Source organism: Hydrogenophaga sp., from assembly GCF_051858985.1.
Classification (GTDB): domain Bacteria; phylum Pseudomonadota; class Gammaproteobacteria; order Burkholderiales; family Burkholderiaceae_C; genus Hydrogenophaga.
The window spans coordinates 594984-613401 of sequence record NZ_JBHYGM010000002.1; the positions used below are offsets into that span (position 1 = coordinate 594984).

Consider the following 18418-nt stretch of genomic DNA (forward strand, 5'->3'; position numbering starts at 1 on the left):
GGCATCACTTGCGTCGAATGTCCTGCACGATCTCGTTGGAGAGTGCTGCCACCTGCTTGTCGGTCATCGCTGAAAAGATGCCCTGCCACGCGGTGGAACTGGTGGCGTATTGCCCGGTGCCCAGGCGGCGTTTCATCGGTAGTTCGACGAATTCGGCCGATGCATCAATGAAGGCGTTCCCGGTCATGATGCCGAAGCCATATCGGGCGCCGGAGGTGAGGTACCGGTAGTCCTTCACACTGATCCGCACCAGCGTCGTTCCCCTGGGCTGCGCTGGCGGCTCGGCTTCGTAGTAGGCGAACGCAAGTCCCGCCGATGCGGCCGATGCTTCGAAGGCGGTGCGCCATTCCGCGCGAAAAGTGTTCCAGTCCTTGGACGCCTGGATCGCCGGTGCGCCCTGAATCAGCAACACCACGCGCGTGGTGGGCACAGAAGGCGAGGCGATGGAAGGGCCGCTGGCCTGCGCACCAGCGCTGGCGGTGGGCTTGCTGACGGTGGCGGCACAGCCGCTCAGGACGAGAGCGCCAACGAGGGCGAGGGTGGTGAGGCATCGGGTCATGAAGCAGGCCATGAGTGGTCAATGGTCGAAGGGCTGACTGCACGACGCATCGAACCAACACGACGCTGCGCGATGAGCCATCTGAGAGAGGAGGGTGACGAGCCTTGACCCCGGCACTGGATTCACAGTTAGGGCTGCTTGGTTCCCCACCTGACCCGGTTGGCCGCTTCACCATGCGGGAAGGCCCGTCGAGGGCTATTGTAGGCGACGGGCCGTTTCGATGTGCTCAGCGCAGTTGCAAGTCTTCGTTGCCGAAGGTGATGGAAAGCGGCTCGATGACAAGTTGCTTGGGCCCCGCTTCCACCTGGCCGGCCACGATCGCTTGAATGCCTTGCGCCCTGGCCACTTCCACCGTGCGCCCAGCCTGATCTGCTGGCACGAAGATGGCAAAGCCGGCGCCCATGTTGAGCGTGCTGTAGGCCTCTCGGTCGTCCTGCTTCGCATGCTGCTGGATGAACTTGAGCACCGGCGTCACTTCGGGCACCTGCGTGATGCGGTAGGTGAGTTCGGCGGGGTGGCGCAGCAGCTTGCGCCAGCCGTGGCCGGTGATGTTGGCGCAGTAGTGCGGCGTGATGCCCGCGCGGTAGAGCGCTTCGGTGACTGGTGAATAGAGCACCGTGGGAGCGAGCAGGGCTTCGCCGAAGCTCAGGCCCGGCGTGACCTCCGTCAGGTAGCCCTGGGGCAGTCGCTCGGCCAGCTTGCGCGCCAGGCTGAGCCCGTTGGCGTGGATGCCGCTGGAGGCCAGCAACACGATGGCGTCACCCGCGCCAAGTCGGTCGCCCACCGAGAGGCGTTCCTTGGGGTTGATGAGTCCGGTGCACGAGGCCGCCAGATCGATGCGGCCGGCTTCTACGATGCCGGCCAGTGCGGGCGTCTCGCCGCCGCCCCAGGCCACGCCGCAGATGTCGCAGGCCTTTTTCCAGCCCGCCACCAGGGCCTGGGCGCGAGCAGCGTCGCCAAACCATTCGCTTCCGCCCGCAGCCCAGTAGGCCTGCACCACGAGCGGCGTGGCGCCGACGGTGATGAGGTCGTTGATGGCCATGGCGATGGTGTCCTGCGCGATGCCTTCGTAGTAACTCTTGCCGGTCAGGCGCGCCATTTCATCGGCCACCAGTGCCTTGCTGCCCAGGCACTCGACGATGCTGGCCAGGTAGAACGGACCCACATCGACCACGTAGGCCGACTCCCCGCGCGAGGCAGCGATTTCGCTGAAACCGTGGGCGCCCAGGTGGGCGCCCGTGGCGGCGGCGGCGCGTTGCGCGGCCACTTTCAGGGGGTCGATCAGGTCGTAGTTGACGCCGGCTTGTTCGTAGCTCAGCGTGTCGGTGGCAGCGGTGGAGGTGGGGGAAGACATGGCCCAGATTATCCGGGATCGGCGGGCCGGACTGCCGAGGGGCCGCCCGTAGAATGCGTGGAATGTCCTACCTCGTGCTCGCCCGCAAGTACCGCCCCAAGACCTTTGCCGAAATGGTGGGCCAGGCGCACGTGGTCCAAGCCCTCTCCAACGCACTCACCACCCAGCGCCTGCACCACGCCTACCTGTTCACCGGAACGCGCGGCGTGGGCAAGACCACGGTCTCGCGCATTCTGGCGAAGTCGCTCAACTGCCTGAGCGCCGACGGTCAGGGCGGCATCACCGCTGAACCTTGTGGCGTGTGCCAGGCGTGTACCGATATCGACAGCGGCCGCTTCGTGGACTACACCGAACTCGATGCCGCTTCCAACCGGGGTGTGGACGAGGTGCAGGCGCTGCTGGAGCAGGCGGTCTACAAGCCAGTGCAGGGCCGGTTCAAGGTGTTCATGATTGACGAGGTCCACATGCTGACCAACACGGCGTTCAACGCCATGTTGAAGACGCTGGAGGAACCCCCTGAATACCTGAAGTTCGTGCTGGCCACGACCGACCCGCAGAAGGTGCCGGTGACCGTGCTCTCGCGCTGCCTTCAGTTCAACCTGCGACCGATGGCGCCCGAGACCGTGCTGGAGCACCTTCAGCAGGTGTTGCAAGCCGAGCAGGTGAGCGCCGATGTGCAGTCGCTGCGGCTCATCTCGCGCGCCGCGCGCGGCTCGATGCGCGACGCGCTTTCGCTCACCGACCAGGCCATCGCCTTCGGCGGCGGCCAGTTGCAGGAAGCCACGGTGCGCCAGATGCTGGGCGCGGTGGATCGTTCGTATGTCCTGCGGCTGGTCGACGCGCTTTCGCGCGCCGACGGTGCGCAGGTGGTGGAGACGGTCGATTCCCTGCGCCTCAACGGCTTGAGCGCAGCCTCCACGCTGGAGGAAATGACTGGCGTGCTGCAACGCATGGCGGTGCTTCAGGCGGTGCCGGGTCACGCGCAGAGCGAAGGTCAGGACGACCCCGATGAAGCGCAGATCGCGCAACTGGCGCAGGCGCTGCCGGCGGACGAGACGCAACTTCTCTACAGCCTGTGCCTCCATGGGCGTGGCGAACTCGGCCTGGCGCCCGACGAATACGCTGCGCTCACCATGGTGCTGCTGCGCCTGCTCGCGTTCAAGCCCGCGGGCGCGACGGAAAAAAAAACACTGAAAACCACTGAGCCGGTGCCGGTGCCGGTGCCGGTGCCGGTGCCGGTGCCGGTGCGCGTGGCGCCCGCCCAGGCGGCTGTGCAAGCGCCGCCACCGCCACCACCGCGTGCTGCTCAGCCGCCCGTGCCTGCCCAGGCGCCTGTGGCTGCACCGCTCCCCGTGCCAGCGAAGCCCGAAGCCCGCGCGCCGGTGGAAGAAACCGATGAAGCGCCCTGGCCCGAGGACGACGGCCTTCCATGGGAAGAGGCTGAGCCGGCGCCCAGCCGCGTGCTGGCCATTCCCGTGCGAGATGCGGGCGAGCCCGGCCGGCTTGACCAGCCGCAGCTGCGCGCGCCCGATCCTCAGGTTGTCCATGCGACCAGCGAAGAGGGCGACTTCTGGTTCGAAACCGTGATGCAACTGGCCCGTGCAGAGGTCATCACCGCGCTAGTACGCGAGCTGGGCCTGCAGTCGCAACTGGTGGCACGCGATGCGGGCCAGTGGATGCTGCGCGTGGATCGGGGTTCGCTCAACCAGGGCAATGCGCGCGATCGGCTTGCCGCTGCACTGCAGACGCTGGGGCACGAGGTGCGCCTGGTGGTGGAGATCGGCAGCGTGACCGACTCGCCAGCGCGCCGCCTGGCCTTCGCTGCGCAGCAGCGCCAGCAGCAGGCCGAAGCGGTGATTCTGGGCGACCCCTTCGTGCAATCCATGATGCGGGACTTTGGCGGCAAAATCGTGCCAGGTTCGCTCAAGGCCACCAGCGCCTGACCGGCTCCCATTCTTTCATCCAGACACAAGGAACACCATGTTCAACAAAGGACAACTAGCCGGCCTCATGAAGCAGGCGCAGGCGATGCAGGACAACCTTAAGAAGGCGCAGGACGAACTGGCCCACATCGAGGTGACGGGCGAATCGGGTGCCGGCCTGGTGACGGTGCTCATGACCTGCAAGCACGACGTCAAGCGCGTGACCATCGACCCGAGCCTGCTGGCCGATGACAAGGACATGCTGGAAGACCTGGTGGCTGCCGCCTTCAACGCCGCCGTGCGCAAGGCTGAAGAAACTTCGGCCGAGAAGATGGGCAAGCTCACCGCCGGCATGCCTGGCCTGCCGCCCGGCATGAAGTTCCCTTTCTGAAGACCGGAAGACGCACCCCTTCAGGCGCTGCATGGCCGACAACCATTCGCTGGAACTGCTGATCCAGTCGCTCCGGCGCCTCCCCGGCGTGGGCGTGAAATCGGCACAGCGCATGGCGTTTCACCTGCTGCAGCACGACCGTGAGGGAGCTGTGCAACTGGCGCGCGCCCTGGAGCATGCGGCCGGCTCGGTCAAACACTGCTCGCTCTGCCATACGTTCACCGAAGAAGACCTCTGTCCCACCTGTCGGGACCCTCGGCGCGACCAGACGCAGCTGTGCGTGGTGGAAACGCCGGCCGACCAGGCCGCCATGGAGCGCACCGGCGCTTACAAGGGCCTGTACTTCGTGCTCATGGGCAAGCTCAGCCCACTGGATGGCGTGGGGCCGCGCGACATCGGCTTGCAGAAGCTGTTTGACCGCATCGGCAGCGAATCCGATCTGCGGGAGGTGATCCTGGCCACCAACTTCACCGCCGAGGGCGAGACCACCGCGCACGTGATCGCGCAGGCGCTGAAGGGCCGCGGTGTGCAGGTGACGCGGCTGGCGCGGGGTGTACCCGTGGGCAGCGAACTGGAGTACGTGGATCTGGGCACCATCGCCCATGCCCTGGTGGACCGGCGCTGAGCGGCCCCAGCTTTTTTATTGACGATGAGAAGCACTTCATGAAGCTGGCGGGATTGACGGTGGCCTACTGGGCGGTCTTGGTGGCGGCCCTGCTGCCGCTGGTGTGCGGCTGGATTGCCAAGTCGGGCAGCTTTGGCAAGTCCAGGCGAGAGGGCGGCTACGACAACCGCAACCCGCGCGCCTGGCTGGCTCGCCAGACCGACTGGCGCGCGCGCGCCAACGCCGCACAGGCCAACAGCTTCGAAGCCCTGCCGTTCTTCATCGGGGCGGTGATCATTGCCCACCAGCTCGGCGGCGTTCAGATCCGCATCGATGTGCTGGCCTTCGTGTTCGTCGTGTTGCGCTTGCTCTACATCGCGATGTACGTGGCCGACATGGCCACCGCGCGCAGCCTGCTCTGGACCGCGGCGCTCGCGGTGAACATCGCGATCCTCTTCACTTGAGCCTGTGGCAGCGCGCTGTGCCTGCGCTCGTTACATCAACTTGCAATTGCGCTCCGTACAAACCCGCTCGGGATTGGTCCCGATGCGGCTGATGACCATCGCCCCTAGGCTCAAGGTTCACCAAGAAATGTGTGCCAAGAGAGGAATGCAGGGTCATGTGGAGTCGCCGTCAATGGGGTCGAGTGTGTGCGCTTGGAGTGGTCGCTGCGGCGCTGCCGCCCCTGCACGCCCAGACTGCGCCTGGCTCCGCTGCACCTGCCGGTGGACCGCGTCCGGCTGTGCCGCGTCTCGTGATCGCCGCGTATGAGCGCGCGTCTTTCTGCTACCTGCCTCTGACCATCGCGGAACGCCTGGGCTATTTCGGCCAGGAAGGACTCGACGTGGAAGTGCGCGAGTTCGCCGACGCCTCGTTGGCCGCGCAGGCCGTGCAAGCCAACACTGCTCAGGTGCTCTCGGCGTCCTACAGCAGCACCATCAGCCTCCAGGCCAGAGGACAAAGCCTGCAGTCTTTTGTGCTGCAGGGGCGAGCGCCGCAGATTGTGCTGGGTGTGTCGCTCAAGACCATGGGCCACTACCGGCACCTCAGCGACCTGCGTGGCCGACGGGTGGGCGTGGTCTCGGACGGATCGTCCTCGCACCGCGTGGCCAGCATGGTGCTGGGCAAGGCCGGGCTTCGACCGGGCGAAGTGCAGTACGTCGCTCAGCCGTCACCGGTGCTGGCCCTTCAGGCGTTCCGGCGCGGTCAGCTCGATGCCATCAGCTACAACGACCCCACGGTGACGGAGCTCGAGCAGAACGGCGAGCTGCGGGTGGTGGTGGACACGCGCAGCACGCGCGGCACGGCGGACGTGTTTGGCGGACCCATGCCCTCGGGCTGCCTGTGCGCGCCCGCGGATTTTCTGGCGCAGAACCCGCGTGCCAGCCAGGGCCTGGCCGATGCCATGGTGCACGCGCTGAAGTGGTTGCAGACGGCGGGACCGTCGGACCTCATCAAGGCCGTGCCCGAGCGCCACTTCCAGGGCGATCGAGCGTTGTACCTGGCCGCATTTGCCCGCGTGCGCGAGGCCTGGACGGTCGACGGGCTCATGCCCGACGCCGGGCCTGCCACCGCGGCACGCATGCTCGCATTGTTTGAGGATGCGGGCACGGTGCAGCGCGTGGATCTGGCGCGCACGTTCACCAACGACTTCGCGCGCAAGGCCAAAGCCCGTTTCCGGGCCTGAGATCAGCGCACGGTCGGGGTGGAGCCCACAGCGAATCGCGGCGTCACTTCGGCGCCCTTGTGCGAAGCGGCAAAGGCAGCGCCACTGTCTTCGCTGGTGTTCGCCGCCACGCTCTCGCGCGAAGCCTGGTATTCGGCGGTGACCTGCTCACGCGTCTTCTCGCTGCGGAAGTCGCGCACGGGGTTGTACGAGGTGGACCAGGGGTTCACGCCAGCCTGGCGGAACTGAGCCAGTTCTGCCTGGACTTCAGCGCGCGTGCGGGTGGATGTGAATGCGGTGTCGTCGACGCTGATGTCGCCAGCGAGCGTGGTGCCGGCGAAGGCGCTGCCCGTGGTGGCTGCAAGGGCAATGAGGGCGGCGATGGTGGACTTGCGGTTCATGTGAATTCTCCAGATGTTCATGCGAAAGTGCATGGGAGAAGTCTGAACTTCAAGTCGCTGGAGAGAAATCACCTGCGCCAGCATGCGGCATTGCAGCATCCGCAACAATGCCCCGCTTGAACATGGCCGATGCGGCCGCAGCGTCCGCGCTCAGGGCGCTATTTCTTGATGGTGGTTGCCACACGCGTCTTGCTCGAGCTGCTGGCGGCCTTGGCCTTGACGGGCTTGCGGGTCGAGGCAGTGGTGGTCTTGCGCTGGGTCGCGCTGGCACTCTTTTTGACCGGCTTCTTGGCACTGCTGGCGACCGTGGCGCGCTTGGGCAGCAGCAACGTGATGCGCTGGCCCGCCTTCAGCGGCGCATTCACGGCCAGCTTGTTCCAGTCCGCCACGCTCACCGCACTCACGCCGTAGCGACGAGCGAGCCGGGCAAGGTTTTCCCCCTTGCGGGCACGCACCGTGGTGCGCGTGAGCACCACATCAGGCTGCAGGCTCAATCGGGCGTTGTCGGCGACGTGGGCGGGCACATCGCCATTTCGCTGGCCGGTGCGCGGCACCAGCAGGCTCGAGCCCGCGCGCACCTGCATGCGGGGCGGGATGTTGTTGACGCTGCGCAGTTCCGACTCGCTCATGCCCACCCGGGAGGCGGCTTGCGCCACCGACATCGTGGTCGGCACGACCCACGCGGTCCAGCTCGCCAGCGGGCCGGTGTGCTTGCTCAGGGCGTCCTCGAAGACCACGGCGTTGTCCCACGGCAGCAGGATGTTGGGTGTGCCGGCGGCCATCACCATGGGCTGCTTCAGCGATGGGTTGAGCACGCGGAAGTCGGCCTCGCTGATCCCGGCCAGCCGCGCGATGACGGCCACGTCCATGTCGCGCTGGAGTGTGACGGTATCGAAGAACGGATGGTTGCCAATGAGCGGCAGCGTGGTGTTGTAGGCCTCGGGGCGCGCGATGATGTTCTTCACTGCCTGCAGCTTGGGCACGTACTGCCGCGTCTCGGCCGGCATGGTGAGGTCGGTGTAGCTGGTGGGCATGCCCATGCGCTGGTTGCGCGTGATGGCGCGGTTCACGTTGCCCTGGCCCCAGTTGTAGGCCGCCAGGGCGAGGTGCCAGTCGCCGAAGCGGCCGTGAAGCTGCTGCAGGTAGTCCAGCGCCGCGCGGGTGGATGCCAGCACATCGCGCCGGTCGTCGCGGAACACGTTCTGCCGCAGATCGAACGACTCGCCCGTGGCCGGCATGAACTGCCACATGCCCGCAGCGCGCGCGCTGGAGACGGCCTGCGGGTTGAAGGCACTTTCAATGAACGGCAGCAGCGCCAGCTCCATCGGCATGTTGCGACGCTCGATTTCCTCGACGATGTGGAACAGGTAGCGGCTGGAGCGCTCGGTCATGCGCTGGATGTAGTCGGGTCGGGTCGCGTACCACTGCTCGCGGTCGCGCACCAGGTCGCCTTCCAGGTCGGGCATGGAAAAGCCCCGACGGATGCGGTCCCACAGATCGGAGGGGGCGTCCAGGCTGGTGACTCCCGGCACGCTGGTGTCGGCGGTTCCGATCGCGCTCAAGGGAATGTCGCTGGGCAGGCGGTAAGAGGGCAGGCTCCTGGGGGCAGGCGCTGTGGACGCCTGGGGCGCCGTCGGAATGGGCGCTGGTTCGGGGGGCAGGGTGGTGGCGCAGCCGGAGACCAGAAGAACCAGAGCCAGACCCGAGATGGTGAGCCAGCGGCGTGAAAGCCTTGGGAGCGAGCGTCCGGGGAGCGAGAAAAGGGTCATCAGAAAACGTTCTTCCATTCCCGAAGCGTGGCGAACACGGCCACGTCATCGGTGGGTTGGCCCGGAGATCGGGCTCGTGCGGAGCGCACCACGTCGGCCTGGTCGGTGCGCAGAAAAGGGTTGATGCGTTTTTCCAGCCCGATGGAGCTGGGCAGTGTGGGAAAGTTCTGTGCGCGCTGCGCCTGGCAGCGCAACTGGTAGGCGGCCAGTTCGGCGTTGTGCGGCTCCACTGCCATGGCAAACCGCAGATTGGACAGGGTGTACTCGTGCGTGCAGCAGACCCGGGTGTTCTCAGGCAGGGCGGCCAGGCGAGTGAGCGAGTCCAGCATCTGGGCGGGTGTGCCTTCGAACAGTCGGCCACAGCCCCCTGAGAACAGCGTGTCGCCGCAGAAGAGGAGAGGTGCGCCATCGAAGTCGTCAGCGTGGAAGGCAATGTGGCCCGCGGTGTGCCCCGGTACCTCCAGCACCTGGAATCGCAGGCCCAGGACCTGCACTTCATCGCCCGCACCGACGCGTTGCAGAGGCTCCGGCATGCGCTCGCGCGCCGGGCCGATCACCCGTGCGCCAGTCGCGTCCCGCAGTGCAGCCACGCCGCCGGTGTGGTCGGGGTGGTGGTGGGTGATCAGGATGGTGTCGAGCTGCAGACCTTCGCTGGCCAGCCACCGCGCCACGCCGTCGGACTCGCCGGGATCCACGACCAGGGCCCGTTCACCATCGTCAACCGCCCAGATGTAGTTGTCGCTGAAAGCCGGGATCGGGGTGAGGTGCATGGGGCGGTGGGAGGGTGAGGGCGTGTAGAGTGCGGTCTGGCCGTTTCGGCGTCCCGCAGTGTCGCAGACTTCCCACCGGGACCGCACCCTGCTTTACAAACCATGACCGCAAAAATTATAGGGTTGACCGAGTGGTTCGGCACCGCGCCGGGCCGGTACCTCCTCGAGTGGGAGCAGACCCAGTTCGATCTGGCTGCGGCGGACCTCTTTGGGTACAACGCCTTGCAGCTCGGTCTGCCGGAGCTGGATGCGCTGCGCAACAACCGCATGCCTCATCGCTGGCTGGCCTTGCCCGAGGTGCTGCCCTTGCGTTCAGACGCGGACGGGGAGTTGCCGGCTCGCGCGGGCGAGCCGCGCGTGGCCCTGGTCACCGACGCTGCTGCGCTGCCGTTTCCGCCGGCCAGCCTGGACCTGGTGGTGCTGCCGCACACGCTGGAATTCAGTGCCGATCCGCACCATGTCCTGCGCGAGGTGGAGCGCGTCCTGGTGCCCGAAGGGCGCGTGGTGATCTCGGGCTTCAACCCGGCCAGCCTGTGGGGCTTTCGCCAGGGGCGCAGCCGCTTCTGGGAGCGTGCGGGTGTTCATTCGAAAGGCGGAGCGGACCTCTACCTTCCCGATGCCGGCGAATTCATCGGGCCCTGGCGCTTGCGCGACTGGCTGCGGCTGCTCAGTTTTGACCTGGAGTCGGATCGCTACGGCTGCTACCGCCCGGCGGTCCGCACGGAAAAATGGCTGCAGCGCAGCGCCTGGCTCGATCGGGCGGGCGCGCGCTGGTGGCCCATTTTTGGTGCGGTGTATTTCGTCGTGGCGGTCAAGCGCGTGCGCGGCATGCGCCTTCTGGGCCCGGCCTGGAAACCGCGTCGGGCGACGGCGGCAGCGCCCGTGCAGGTGGCCAACCGGCATTGACGGCCTCGCTTTACCAAGTCTTTACATCGTGAGAGAAAGGAACTGACTTGAACCATGTGGTGATCTACACCGACGGCGCCTGCAAGGGAAATCCGGGACCCGGTGGCTGGGGCGTGTACCTGAAATCGGAGGGCTTTGAAAAGGAGCTCTGGGGCGGTGAGCGCAACACGACCAACAACCGCATGGAACTCACGGCGGTGATCGAGGCGCTGGCAGCGCTCAAGCGCCCGTGCCAGGTGTCGCTCTACCTCGACAGCGAGTACGTGCGCAAGGGCATCACGGAATGGATTCATGGCTGGAAGCGCAAGGGGTGGATGACAGCGGCCAGGCAGCCGGTGAAGAACGCCGAGTTGTGGCAGCGACTCGATGCACTGGTCCATGGCGGCGTGCACCAGATCGAGTGGCACTGGGTGAAGGGGCACGCGGGCGATCCGGGCAACGAGCGCGCGGATGCCCTGGCCAACCGGGGCGTTCCAGGTTGACTTCCGCGTGAGATAAGTGCGCGATGGAGGGCCGGGAAGCGGAACTTCCCGGCGCCGTTTTCGCTCAGCACTGCTACATTTCGTTTCTTTGACTTGTCAACATCGCCGGCAGGCTGTTGACCCCTCCCCAGGCGAATGCAACGATGGCGAACAGAGCGCTCTATGTGTTGGTGGCCGTGGCCGGCATCGGTGTGGCCTCCGGCGCGGGCTGGTGGTACCAGAATCGCGCGGGCAGCGCGCCTGGCAAAGGTGCGGCGGAAGCCGCGCCCGCGCCTCGAGGCGCCAACGCCGGCGGACCGCCGAGCGTGGAGGTGGCTCAGGTCAAGACCATGCCGCTTCAGGATGACGCCCAGGCGGTAGGCTCCCTCAAGTCGCGACAGAGCGTGACCATCAAGCCCGAGACCGCCGGGCGTGTGGCGCGAATTGCCTTTGCCGACGGTGCCCAGGTGCGACGCGGCCAGGTGCTGGTTCAGCTTGACGACACGCTGCAACGCGCCGAACTCAGTCAGGCGCAGGCACAGCTGTCCATTGCGCGCGCCAACCTCAAGCGCAACCAGGAACTGGTGGCGCAGAACTTTGTGGCGCAGCGGGTGGTGGAAGAGAGCCAGGCCAATCTGCAGGTGGCCGAAGCCCAGGTGGCTCTGGCCGAGGCGCGCATGCAGCGCATGCGCATCGCCGCCCCTTTCGACGGCACGCTTGGCCTTCGCAGCATCAACCTCGGGCAGTACGTGGGGGTGGGCGATGCCATGGTCAACCTCGAAGACACGTCGCAGCTCACCGTGGACTTCCGCCTGCCGGAGCGCTACCAGAGCCGGATCGCGCCGGGGCAGGGCGTGCAGGTGCAGCTGGATGCGTTGCCCGGCAAGAACTTTGAGGCCAGGGTGCTGGCGGTGGATCCGCTGCTTGATGCAAATGGCCGGTCGATCTCGGTGCGCGCGGCGATGCCTCGCACCTCGAACGTCGATTTGCGCCCCGGCATGTTCGCGCGGGTGCTCATCGTCTTCTCGGTCAACGATGGCGCGCTGGTGGTGCCTGAAGAGGCGATGGTGCCGCAGGCGGGCAAGCAGTTCGTCTACGTGGTGGAAGAACAGGGCCAGGGCGACGCGAAAAAACTCGCGTCGCGCCGCGTGGAGGTTGAACTCGGTGTGCGCCGGGGCTCCGACGTGGAAGTCGTCAAGGGCCTGGCGGCCGGTGCCACGGTGGTGGTGGCCGGCCAGCAGCGCCTGCAGCGCGACGGCACCGTGGTCAAGGTGGTCGACATGGGCCGTGCGGCCCAGGCGGCATCCGCACCCGCTGCCGGCAAGCCAGCCCCCTGAACGCTTGAGCCCTCTCAGGAGCCCCCTTGCAACTGCCTGAAATCTCCATTCGGCGCCCGGTCTTCGCATCGGTGCTGTCCATGCTCATCCTGCTGGTGGGCATCGTTTCGTTCAATGGGCTCACCGTGCGCGAGTATCCGCGCATCGATGAGCCCACGGTCACCGTCACCACCCGTTTCGCGGGTGCCTCCAGCGAGGTCATCGAATCGCAGATCACCAAGGTGCTGGAAGACTCGCTGGCCGGTATCGAGGGCGTGGACATCATCACCTCGATCAGCCGCCAGGAGCAGAGCCAGATCACCGTGCGCTTCAAGCTGGAGCGTGATCCCGATTCCGCGGCGGCCGACGTGCGTGACAAGGTCAGCCGCGTGCGCCAGCGCTTGCCGGACGACGTGGACGAGCCCACCATCGCGAAAGTGGAGGCCGACGCTACGCCTGTGATCTGGCTGGCGCTCAATTCCGACACCATCTCGCCGCTCGAATTGAGCGACCTGGCCAACCGGTTGATCAAACCGCGTCTGCAGACCGCTCCGGGCGCTGCTGACGTGCGGGTGTGGGGCGAGCGCCGCTATTCCATGCGCATCTGGATCGATCCGGATCGTTTGGCGGCGTACAGCCTGACGGTGCAGGACGTGGAGGATGCGCTGCGCCGCTCCAACCTGGAAGTGCCGGCAGGGCGCATCGAGAGTTCGCTGCGCGAGTTCAACGTGACGGCCGCCACCGACGTGCAGACCCCGGAGCAGTTCCGTGCCATCGGCATTCGTACCGTCAACGGGCAGACCATCCGCATCAGCGATGTCGCCCGCGTGGAGCAGGCGCCGCAGGACGAGCGGACTTCGGTGCGCTACAACGGCCGCGATGCCATCTCGCTCGGCGTCATCCGCCAGGCCACCGCCAATCCGCTGGAGCTTTCGGCCGCGGTGCAGGAGATGCTGCCGCGCATCACGGAAGAATTGCCGCCCGGTGTCAGCATCGAGGTGGCCAACGACAACTCGATCTTCATCGACCGCTCGATCAAGGCGGTCTACACCACCATCGCTGAAGCCGCCGTGCTGGTGGCGTTGGTGATCTTCGTCTTCCTGCGCACGCTGCGGGCCTCTGTCATTCCGCTGATCACCATCCCGGTGAGCCTGATCGGCTCGTTCGCGCTGATGGCGCTGTTCGGCTTTTCCATCAACACGCTCACGCTGCTGGCGCTGGTGCTGGCCATCGGCCTCGTGGTGGACGACGCCATCGTGATGCTGGAGAACATCTACCGGCACATCGAAGACGGCATGAAGCCGTTCGAGGCCGCGATCAAGGGTGCGCGGGAAATCGGCTTTGCCATCGTCGCCATGACGCTCACGCTGGCAGCGGTGTACGCACCGCTGGCTTTCACACCCGGCCGCACTGGCCGACTGTTTGCCGAATTCGCTCTGGCGCTCGCGGGTGCGGTGGTGGTTTCGGGCTTTGTGGCGCTCACGCTCTCGCCCATGATGTGCTCCAAGCTGCTGCGCCATGTCGACAAGCCCAGCCGATTCGACCGCTTCATGGAACGTGTGCTCACCCGGGTGAACAACGGCTATGACCGCACGCTGGGCCGTTCGCTCAACGTGCGCTGGCTGGTGGTGGCCGTGATGCTGGCCAGTGCCGCAGGCAGCTGGTGGTTGCTGCAGACCACGCGCTCCGAACTCGCGCCGATGGAAGATCGCGGCGTGGTGCTGGCGAACATCAACGGTCCCGACGGCGCCACGCTGGCCTACACGCGCCGGTATGCCGAGGCCATCGAGAAGATGGCGATGGAACAACCCGAGTTCGACCGCATCTTCACGGTGGTGGGCAATCCTTCGGTGGCGCAGGGCAGTGTGGTGATGCGCGGCAAGGCCTGGGAAGAGCGCGACCGGACCACCATGGAGATTGCCGGCAAGATGGCGCCGGGCATGGCTGCGCTGCCGGGCATCAGCGCCTACCCCATCACGCCCCCGTCGCTGGGTCAGGGTTTTCGCGAGCGTCCGGTGAACTTCATCATCGTCACCAGCGACTCCTACGAAAACCTCTCCACCGTGGTGCGCCAGTTCCAGGACCGCATGGCGCAGAACCCCGGACTGGTTCAGGTGGACACCGACCTGCGCCTGAACAAACCCGAGATCCGCATGGACGTGGACCGCGAGCGCGCGGCCGACATGGGGGTCAGCGTCGACAACATCGCGCGCACGGTGGAAACCATGCTCGGCGGGCGCATCGTCACGCGCTACAAGCGCGATGGCGAGCAGTACGACGTGGTGGTGCAGACCGTGTCGGCCAACCGGACCACGCCCGAAGACATCGACCGCCTGTTCGTGCGCGGCCGGGGCGACGCCATGATTCCGCTGGGCTCGCTCGTGACCACGCGGGAGGTGGTGGTGCCGCGCGAGCTGAACCACTTCGGCCAGCGCCGCAGCGCGTCCATCACCGCCAACATCGCACCGAGCTATTCACTGGGCGAAGCCTTGACCTTCATGGAACAGACGGCCGCCGAGGTACTGCCTGCGGGCTACGCCACCGACCTCAACGGCCAGAGCCGCGAATTCCGCAATTCGTCCGGCTCGCTGGCGCTGGTGTTCGTGCTCTCGCTGCTGTTCATCTACCTGGTGCTTTCGGCGCAGTTCGAAAGCTTCATCGATCCGCTGATCATCATGCTGTCGGTGCCGCTGTCCATGCTGGGTGCCCTGCTGGCCCTCAAGCTGACGGGAGGCACGTTGAACGTGTTCAGCCAGATCGGGCTGATCACGCTGGTGGGCCTGATCACCAAGCACGGCATCCTCATCGTGGAGTTTTCCAACCAGTTGCGTGAACAGGGCATCGAGAAGTTCGAAGCGGTCAAGCAGGCCGCTGGTCTGCGCCTGCGCCCGATCATGATGACCACCGGCGCCATGGTGCTGGGCGCGCTGCCACTGGCAATGGCCAGCGGCGCAGGTGCGGAGAGCCGTCAACAGATCGGCTGGGTGATTGTGGGCGGCATGTCGGTGGGTACCTTGCTCACCATCTTCGTCGTGCCAACCATGTACACGCTGCTGTCGCGCCGCAAGACGCACAAGCCGGCGGAGAGGCCGACCCATCAAGAGCCCGCAGGCGCGATTCCCGCCAAGTAGAACGTTCCGGCGCAGGGCCGCCCCAAGCCAGATCAGTCCCGCGCGGGGGCCGCGACTCGCGCAGCGGCGCAGCGTGTGGGCACTTAAATCGCGCCGTCGAACATCATCACGTCCACCGTGTCGCCAGCGGCCACGTTGCCCTGCTCATGTTGCAGCACGATGAGGCCGTTGGCTTCGACCATGGAACTCAGGACGCCGGATCCCTGGTTGCCGGTGATTCGCACGCTCAAATGGCCATCGGCACCGCGTGTGACGATGCCGCGCTGGTATTCGGTGCGGCCTGGTTTCTTGCGCAGGGCTTCAGTGCTGCGGGCCTGCAGCAGCACGGGCGTTCTCGCCACTGCGCCCATGAGCTGCTGCAGTGCAGGCCGCACGAAGGCGAGAAAGGTCACCATGACCGCCACCGGATTGCCCGGGAGGCCGAACAGCAACGAGGACCTGCTGCCTTCCTGGATGCGGCCCACCGCCATCGGGCGCCCCGGGCGCATGGCGATGCGCCAGAAGGCGACGTCGCCCAGCTGCTTCATCATGGCCTTGGTGTGGTCCGCCTCGCCCATGCTCACGCCACCGCTGGTGATGATGGCGTCGGCCTTGGTGGCCGCATCGCGAAACGCGGCCTCGAGCAGCGCGGGTTCGTCGCCCACCACGCCCATGTCGATCACCTCCACACCCATGCGCGTGAGCAGGCCGAACACCGTGTAGCGGTTGCTGTCGTACACCGCGCCTTCGCGCGGCGCCTCTCCCAGGCTGAGGATTTCGTCGCCGGTGGAGAAATAGGCCACGCGCACGCGGCGGTACACGCGGACGGTGGGCAGTCCCACGCTGGCGATGAGGCCGATGGCAGCGGGACCGAGGCTCTGGCCTTTTCGCAGAGCGGGCTGACCCGCCATGAGGTCTTCGCCCAGCAGCCGGCGATTGTCGCCGGCACGCACCACGCCCGCCGGCATTTCAATGTGCTCACCAGTCACCTGCACGAACTCCAGTGGCACCACCGTGTCCAGCCCCTTGGGCATGATCGCGCCGGTCATGATCTTCACGCAGTCGCCGTGCGCCAGGTCGCCAACCCAGGCCTTGCCCGCGAAGGCGGTGCCGACGACTCTGAGGCGCAGCGATTCATCAGGGCGAAGTTGCCGGCTGTCGAGCGCAAACCCGTCCATGGCCGAGTTGTCGTGCGGCGGCACGCTCAGGGGCGATATCACGTCCTGCGCCAGCACGCGGCCCAGGGCATCGAACACGCCGATGTCCTGGGTTTCGGTGACGGGCTCGACAAGGTGGGTCAGAAACTCGTTGACGCGATCGGCGCTGAGCGCCTTGGGGTCGTAGCCCTGCAGTTCGGCGGCAATCTGCTCGATGGATTTCATGGGAACCACGGTAGGAGCGCTCAGCCCTTTTCCAGCGCGTGCAGCTCGGCCAGGGTGTTGGTGTTGTAGAAGGCGCGCGGCTCGTCGCCCGGCTGATCGAAAGGCACGATCACCGTGCGATGGCGGGCGGTCCATTGGTCGATCTTGCGACCACCCGCCTGGGTGAATTCGACCAGGCTCTCCAGCAGCTCTCGACGCAGCAGGCAGAACACCGGCTGGGGGCGCAACTGGCCGTCTTCTTCCAGCGCGGCGGCCATGGCGATTTCCGTGCTGTCGTCGTCGAAGGCCTGGGCCAGTCGTTCGGCCAGATCGAGCGGGAACAAGGGTGTGTCACAGGGCACGGTGAGCAGGTAGGGCGATTCGCAGCGCTCCAGGCCGGTCATGAAGCCCGCCAGGGGTCCGGCGTAGTCGGTCAGCGTGTCGGGCCAGACAGGCACGCCGAACGCTTCGTAGGCGGCCAGGTTGCGGTTGGCGTTGATCATCTGCTCGCTCAGCAGGCCGCCTTGCTGCATTTGCAGCCGCAGCAGGGTGTGCAGCGCCAGCGGCGTGCCATTGAAGTTCTGCAGGCCCTTGTCCACGCCGCCCATGCGGGAGCCTCGCCCGCCTGCGAGCACGATGCCGGTGATGTCAGGTGCGTTGATCATGGGTCATCCGCCGATGTAGCTCATTTCCACGCGGCGTTTTCCGGTGGATGTGTCCTGAGGCAGGGTCGCCCTCAGTTCCGAATAGCGATCGCTGCGGCCCTGCCAGATGGCAGCGATCGCGCTGGCGAGTTCTTCGTCGGTCGCTTCGCCTCGGATCAGGTGCCGCAGGTCGTGTCCCTGGCTGGCGAACAGGCAGAGGTAGAGCTGGCCTTCCGTGGACAGGCGTGCTCGGTTGCAGTCGTGGCAGAAGGCCTGGGTCACGCTGCTGATCACGCCGATCTCCCCGGAACCGTCCGCATAGGCCCAGCGCTCGGCCGTCTCCCCCGGAGCCGAAGGATCGAGCTGGACGAGGGGCAGCTCCCGGTGGATGCGCTGGACCACCTCGCGGCTGGGGAGCACCTCGTCCATGCGCCAGCCGTTGGTGGCGCCCACGTCCATGTATTCGATGAAGCGCAGCACGATGCCGCTGCCCTTGAAGTGGCGCGCCATGGGCAGGATCTCGTGGTCGTTGGTGCCTCGCTTCACCACCATGTTGACCTTGATCGGACCCAGGCCGGCGGCCTGCGCCGCCTCGATGCCATGCAGAACGTCGGCCACGGGAAAGTCGACGTCGTTCATGGCGCGGAAGATGGAGTCGTCCAGGCCGTCCAGGCTGACGGTGACGCGCTGCAATCCGGCGGCCTTCAAGGCCGTGGCCTTGCGCCCGAGCAGCGAGCCGTTGGTGGTCAGGGTGATGTCCAGCGGCTGGCCTTCCACGGTGCGCAGCTCGGCCAGCTGCCCGATCAGGATTTCCAGGTTCTTTCGCAGCAATGGCTCGCCGCCGGTAAGACGAATCTTCTGCACACCGTGCGCCACGAACTGGCGCGCCACCCGGGTGATCTCTTCAAAGGTAAGCAGGGAGCTGTGTGGCAGGTAAGGGTAGTCCTTGTCGAAGATGTCCTTGGGCATGCAGTAGCTGCAACGGAAGTTGCAGCGGTCGGTCACACTGATGCGCAGGTCGCGCAACGGGCGGCCCAGCGCATCGCCCAGCAGGCCGGTGGCCGCGATCGGCTGCAAGGGGATGGGCACGGCTTGCGTGATCAGGCGCTGATCGATCAGGGGAATGACGCGTTCGGACATGCGCCGATTATGGGCGAGGGTACTGGGTGGTGCATGCCTGCCCG

At 66.4% G+C, this 18418-nt stretch carries 17 protein-coding genes and 1 other RNA gene; 9 read left to right on the plus strand and 9 right to left on the minus strand.

The window, feature by feature from the left end:
• Positions 1-4 precede the first annotated feature (4 nt).
• The 3 genes from ACTIEY_RS09270 to ACTIEY_RS09280 form a co-directional block, all read right to left on the minus strand.
• Complete coding sequence (locus ACTIEY_RS09270) at positions 5-559, minus strand: hypothetical protein (RefSeq protein ID WP_439518817.1); 555 nt, start codon at positions 557-559, stop codon at positions 5-7.
• 93 nt (positions 560-652) lie between these two features.
• An RNA gene (ffs, locus tag ACTIEY_RS09275) (signal recognition particle sRNA small type) lies at positions 653-749 on the minus strand.
• 36 nt (positions 750-785) lie between these two features.
• On the minus strand, positions 786-1913 hold the full coding sequence (locus ACTIEY_RS09280) for an AIR synthase related protein (protein WP_439518818.1): 1128 nt from the start codon (positions 1911-1913) through the stop codon (positions 786-788).
• A 62-nt stretch (positions 1914-1975) separates the two neighbouring features.
• Here ACTIEY_RS09280 and dnaX point away from each other — a divergent pair, with 62 nt between their 5' ends.
• The 5 genes from dnaX to ACTIEY_RS09305 all read left to right on the plus strand — a co-directional run bounded on the left by dnaX (position 1976) and on the right by ACTIEY_RS09305 (position 6517).
• Positions 1976-3856, plus strand: coding sequence for a DNA polymerase III subunit gamma/tau (dnaX, locus tag ACTIEY_RS09285; RefSeq protein ID WP_439518819.1), 1881 nt, complete (start codon positions 1976-1978; stop codon positions 3854-3856).
• Between the two features lie 37 nt (positions 3857-3893).
• Positions 3894-4226 (plus strand): YbaB/EbfC family nucleoid-associated protein, encoded by a 333-nt coding sequence (locus ACTIEY_RS09290; protein WP_439518820.1) that lies wholly within the window; start codon positions 3894-3896, stop codon positions 4224-4226.
• Positions 4227-4257: 31 nt separating this feature from the next.
• Positions 4258-4851 (plus strand): recombination mediator RecR, encoded by a 594-nt coding sequence (recR, locus tag ACTIEY_RS09295; protein WP_439518821.1) that lies wholly within the window; start codon positions 4258-4260, stop codon positions 4849-4851.
• Positions 4852-4889: 38 nt separating this feature from the next.
• Positions 4890-5294, plus strand: a complete 405-nt coding sequence (locus ACTIEY_RS09300) for an MAPEG family protein (RefSeq protein WP_439518822.1) — start codon at positions 4890-4892, stop codon at positions 5292-5294.
• A gap of 278 nt (positions 5295-5572) precedes the next feature.
• Complete coding sequence (locus ACTIEY_RS09305; protein WP_439518823.1) at positions 5573-6517, plus strand: ABC transporter substrate-binding protein; 945 nt, start codon at positions 5573-5575, stop codon at positions 6515-6517.
• 2 nt (positions 6518-6519) lie between these two features.
• Here the strand turns inward: ACTIEY_RS09305 and ACTIEY_RS09310 are convergent, their stop codons facing one another.
• The 3 genes from ACTIEY_RS09310 to gloB form a co-directional block, all read right to left on the minus strand.
• Positions 6520-6897 (minus strand): DUF4148 domain-containing protein, encoded by a 378-nt coding sequence (locus ACTIEY_RS09310; protein WP_439518824.1) that lies wholly within the window; start codon positions 6895-6897, stop codon positions 6520-6522.
• Positions 6898-7055: 158 nt separating this feature from the next.
• Positions 7056-8666 carry a transglycosylase SLT domain-containing protein gene (locus ACTIEY_RS09315; protein ID WP_439518825.1) on the minus strand — a complete coding sequence of 537 codons (1611 nt, stop codon included), beginning with the start codon at positions 8664-8666 and terminating at the stop codon, positions 7056-7058.
• A complete protein-coding gene (gloB, locus tag ACTIEY_RS09320) occupies positions 8666-9436 on the minus strand; it encodes a hydroxyacylglutathione hydrolase (protein ID WP_439518826.1) in 771 nt (256 codons plus the stop codon). Before gloB ends, ACTIEY_RS09315 begins: the two co-directional genes overlap by 1 nt.
• A gap of 102 nt (positions 9437-9538) precedes the next feature.
• Between gloB and ACTIEY_RS09325 the strand changes: the two genes are divergently transcribed.
• The 4 genes from ACTIEY_RS09325 (at position 9539) to ACTIEY_RS09340 (ending at position 15250) form a co-directional block, all read left to right on the plus strand.
• Entirely contained in the window at positions 9539-10342 is an 804-nt protein-coding gene (locus ACTIEY_RS09325) for a class I SAM-dependent methyltransferase (protein WP_439518827.1), read from the plus strand.
• A gap of 47 nt (positions 10343-10389) precedes the next feature.
• Positions 10390-10824, plus strand: coding sequence for a ribonuclease HI (rnhA, locus tag ACTIEY_RS09330; RefSeq protein WP_439518828.1), 435 nt, complete (start codon positions 10390-10392; stop codon positions 10822-10824).
• Positions 10825-10967: 143 nt separating this feature from the next.
• Positions 10968-12140 (plus strand): efflux RND transporter periplasmic adaptor subunit, encoded by a 1173-nt coding sequence (locus ACTIEY_RS09335; protein WP_439518829.1) that lies wholly within the window; start codon positions 10968-10970, stop codon positions 12138-12140.
• Between the two features lie 26 nt (positions 12141-12166).
• Positions 12167-15250, plus strand: a complete 3084-nt coding sequence (locus ACTIEY_RS09340; RefSeq protein ID WP_439518830.1) for an efflux RND transporter permease subunit — start codon at positions 12167-12169, stop codon at positions 15248-15250.
• A gap of 83 nt (positions 15251-15333) precedes the next feature.
• Here ACTIEY_RS09340 and moeA read toward each other — a convergent pair whose 3' ends face one another.
• The 3 genes from moeA to moaA are packed head-to-tail and all read right to left on the minus strand — an operon-like array spanning position 15334 to position 18374.
• A complete protein-coding gene (moeA, locus tag ACTIEY_RS09345) occupies positions 15334-16611 on the minus strand; it encodes a molybdopterin molybdotransferase MoeA (RefSeq protein ID WP_439518831.1) in 1278 nt (425 codons plus the stop codon).
• A 20-nt stretch (positions 16612-16631) separates the two neighbouring features.
• Complete coding sequence (gene mobA / locus ACTIEY_RS09350; RefSeq protein ID WP_439518832.1) at positions 16632-17255, minus strand: molybdenum cofactor guanylyltransferase MobA; 624 nt, start codon at positions 17253-17255, stop codon at positions 16632-16634.
• Between the two features lie 3 nt (positions 17256-17258).
• The gene (gene moaA / locus ACTIEY_RS09355; protein ID WP_439518833.1) at positions 17259-18374 is read right to left on the minus strand and encodes a GTP 3',8-cyclase MoaA; all 1116 of its coding nucleotides are present in this window, start codon (positions 18372-18374) and stop codon (positions 17259-17261) included.
• Between the last annotated feature and the right edge of the window lie 44 nt (positions 18375-18418).

What these genes read in the sequence shown, in the direction of transcription:
- ACTIEY_RS09270 (WP_439518817.1), bottom strand. Translation starts at nt 559, where the DNA reads ATGACCCGATGCCTCACCACCCTCGCCCTCGTTGGCGCTCTCGTCCTG.
- ACTIEY_RS09280 (WP_439518818.1), bottom strand. Translation starts at nt 1,913, where the DNA reads ATGTCTTCCCCCACCTCCACCGCTGCCACCGACACGCTGAGCTACGAA.
- dnaX (WP_439518819.1), top strand. Translation starts at nt 1,976, where the DNA reads ATGTCCTACCTCGTGCTCGCCCGCAAGTACCGCCCCAAGACCTTTGCC.
- ACTIEY_RS09290 (WP_439518820.1), top strand. Translation starts at nt 3,894, where the DNA reads ATGTTCAACAAAGGACAACTAGCCGGCCTCATGAAGCAGGCGCAGGCG.
- recR (WP_439518821.1), top strand. Translation starts at nt 4,258, where the DNA reads ATGGCCGACAACCATTCGCTGGAACTGCTGATCCAGTCGCTCCGGCGC.
- ACTIEY_RS09300 (WP_439518822.1), top strand. Translation starts at nt 4,890, where the DNA reads ATGAAGCTGGCGGGATTGACGGTGGCCTACTGGGCGGTCTTGGTGGCG.
- ACTIEY_RS09310 (WP_439518824.1), bottom strand. Translation starts at nt 6,897, where the DNA reads ATGAACCGCAAGTCCACCATCGCCGCCCTCATTGCCCTTGCAGCCACC.
- ACTIEY_RS09315 (WP_439518825.1), bottom strand. Translation starts at nt 8,666, where the DNA reads ATGACCCTTTTCTCGCTCCCCGGACGCTCGCTCCCAAGGCTTTCACGC.
- gloB (WP_439518826.1), bottom strand. Translation starts at nt 9,436, where the DNA reads ATGCACCTCACCCCGATCCCGGCTTTCAGCGACAACTACATCTGGGCG.
- ACTIEY_RS09325 (WP_439518827.1), top strand. Translation starts at nt 9,539, where the DNA reads ATGACCGCAAAAATTATAGGGTTGACCGAGTGGTTCGGCACCGCGCCG.
- ACTIEY_RS09335 (WP_439518829.1), top strand. Translation starts at nt 10,968, where the DNA reads ATGGCGAACAGAGCGCTCTATGTGTTGGTGGCCGTGGCCGGCATCGGT.
- moeA (WP_439518831.1), bottom strand. Translation starts at nt 16,611, where the DNA reads ATGAAATCCATCGAGCAGATTGCCGCCGAACTGCAGGGCTACGACCCC.
- mobA (WP_439518832.1), bottom strand. Translation starts at nt 17,255, where the DNA reads ATGATCAACGCACCTGACATCACCGGCATCGTGCTCGCAGGCGGGCGA.
- moaA (WP_439518833.1), bottom strand. Translation starts at nt 18,374, where the DNA reads ATGTCCGAACGCGTCATTCCCCTGATCGATCAGCGCCTGATCACGCAA.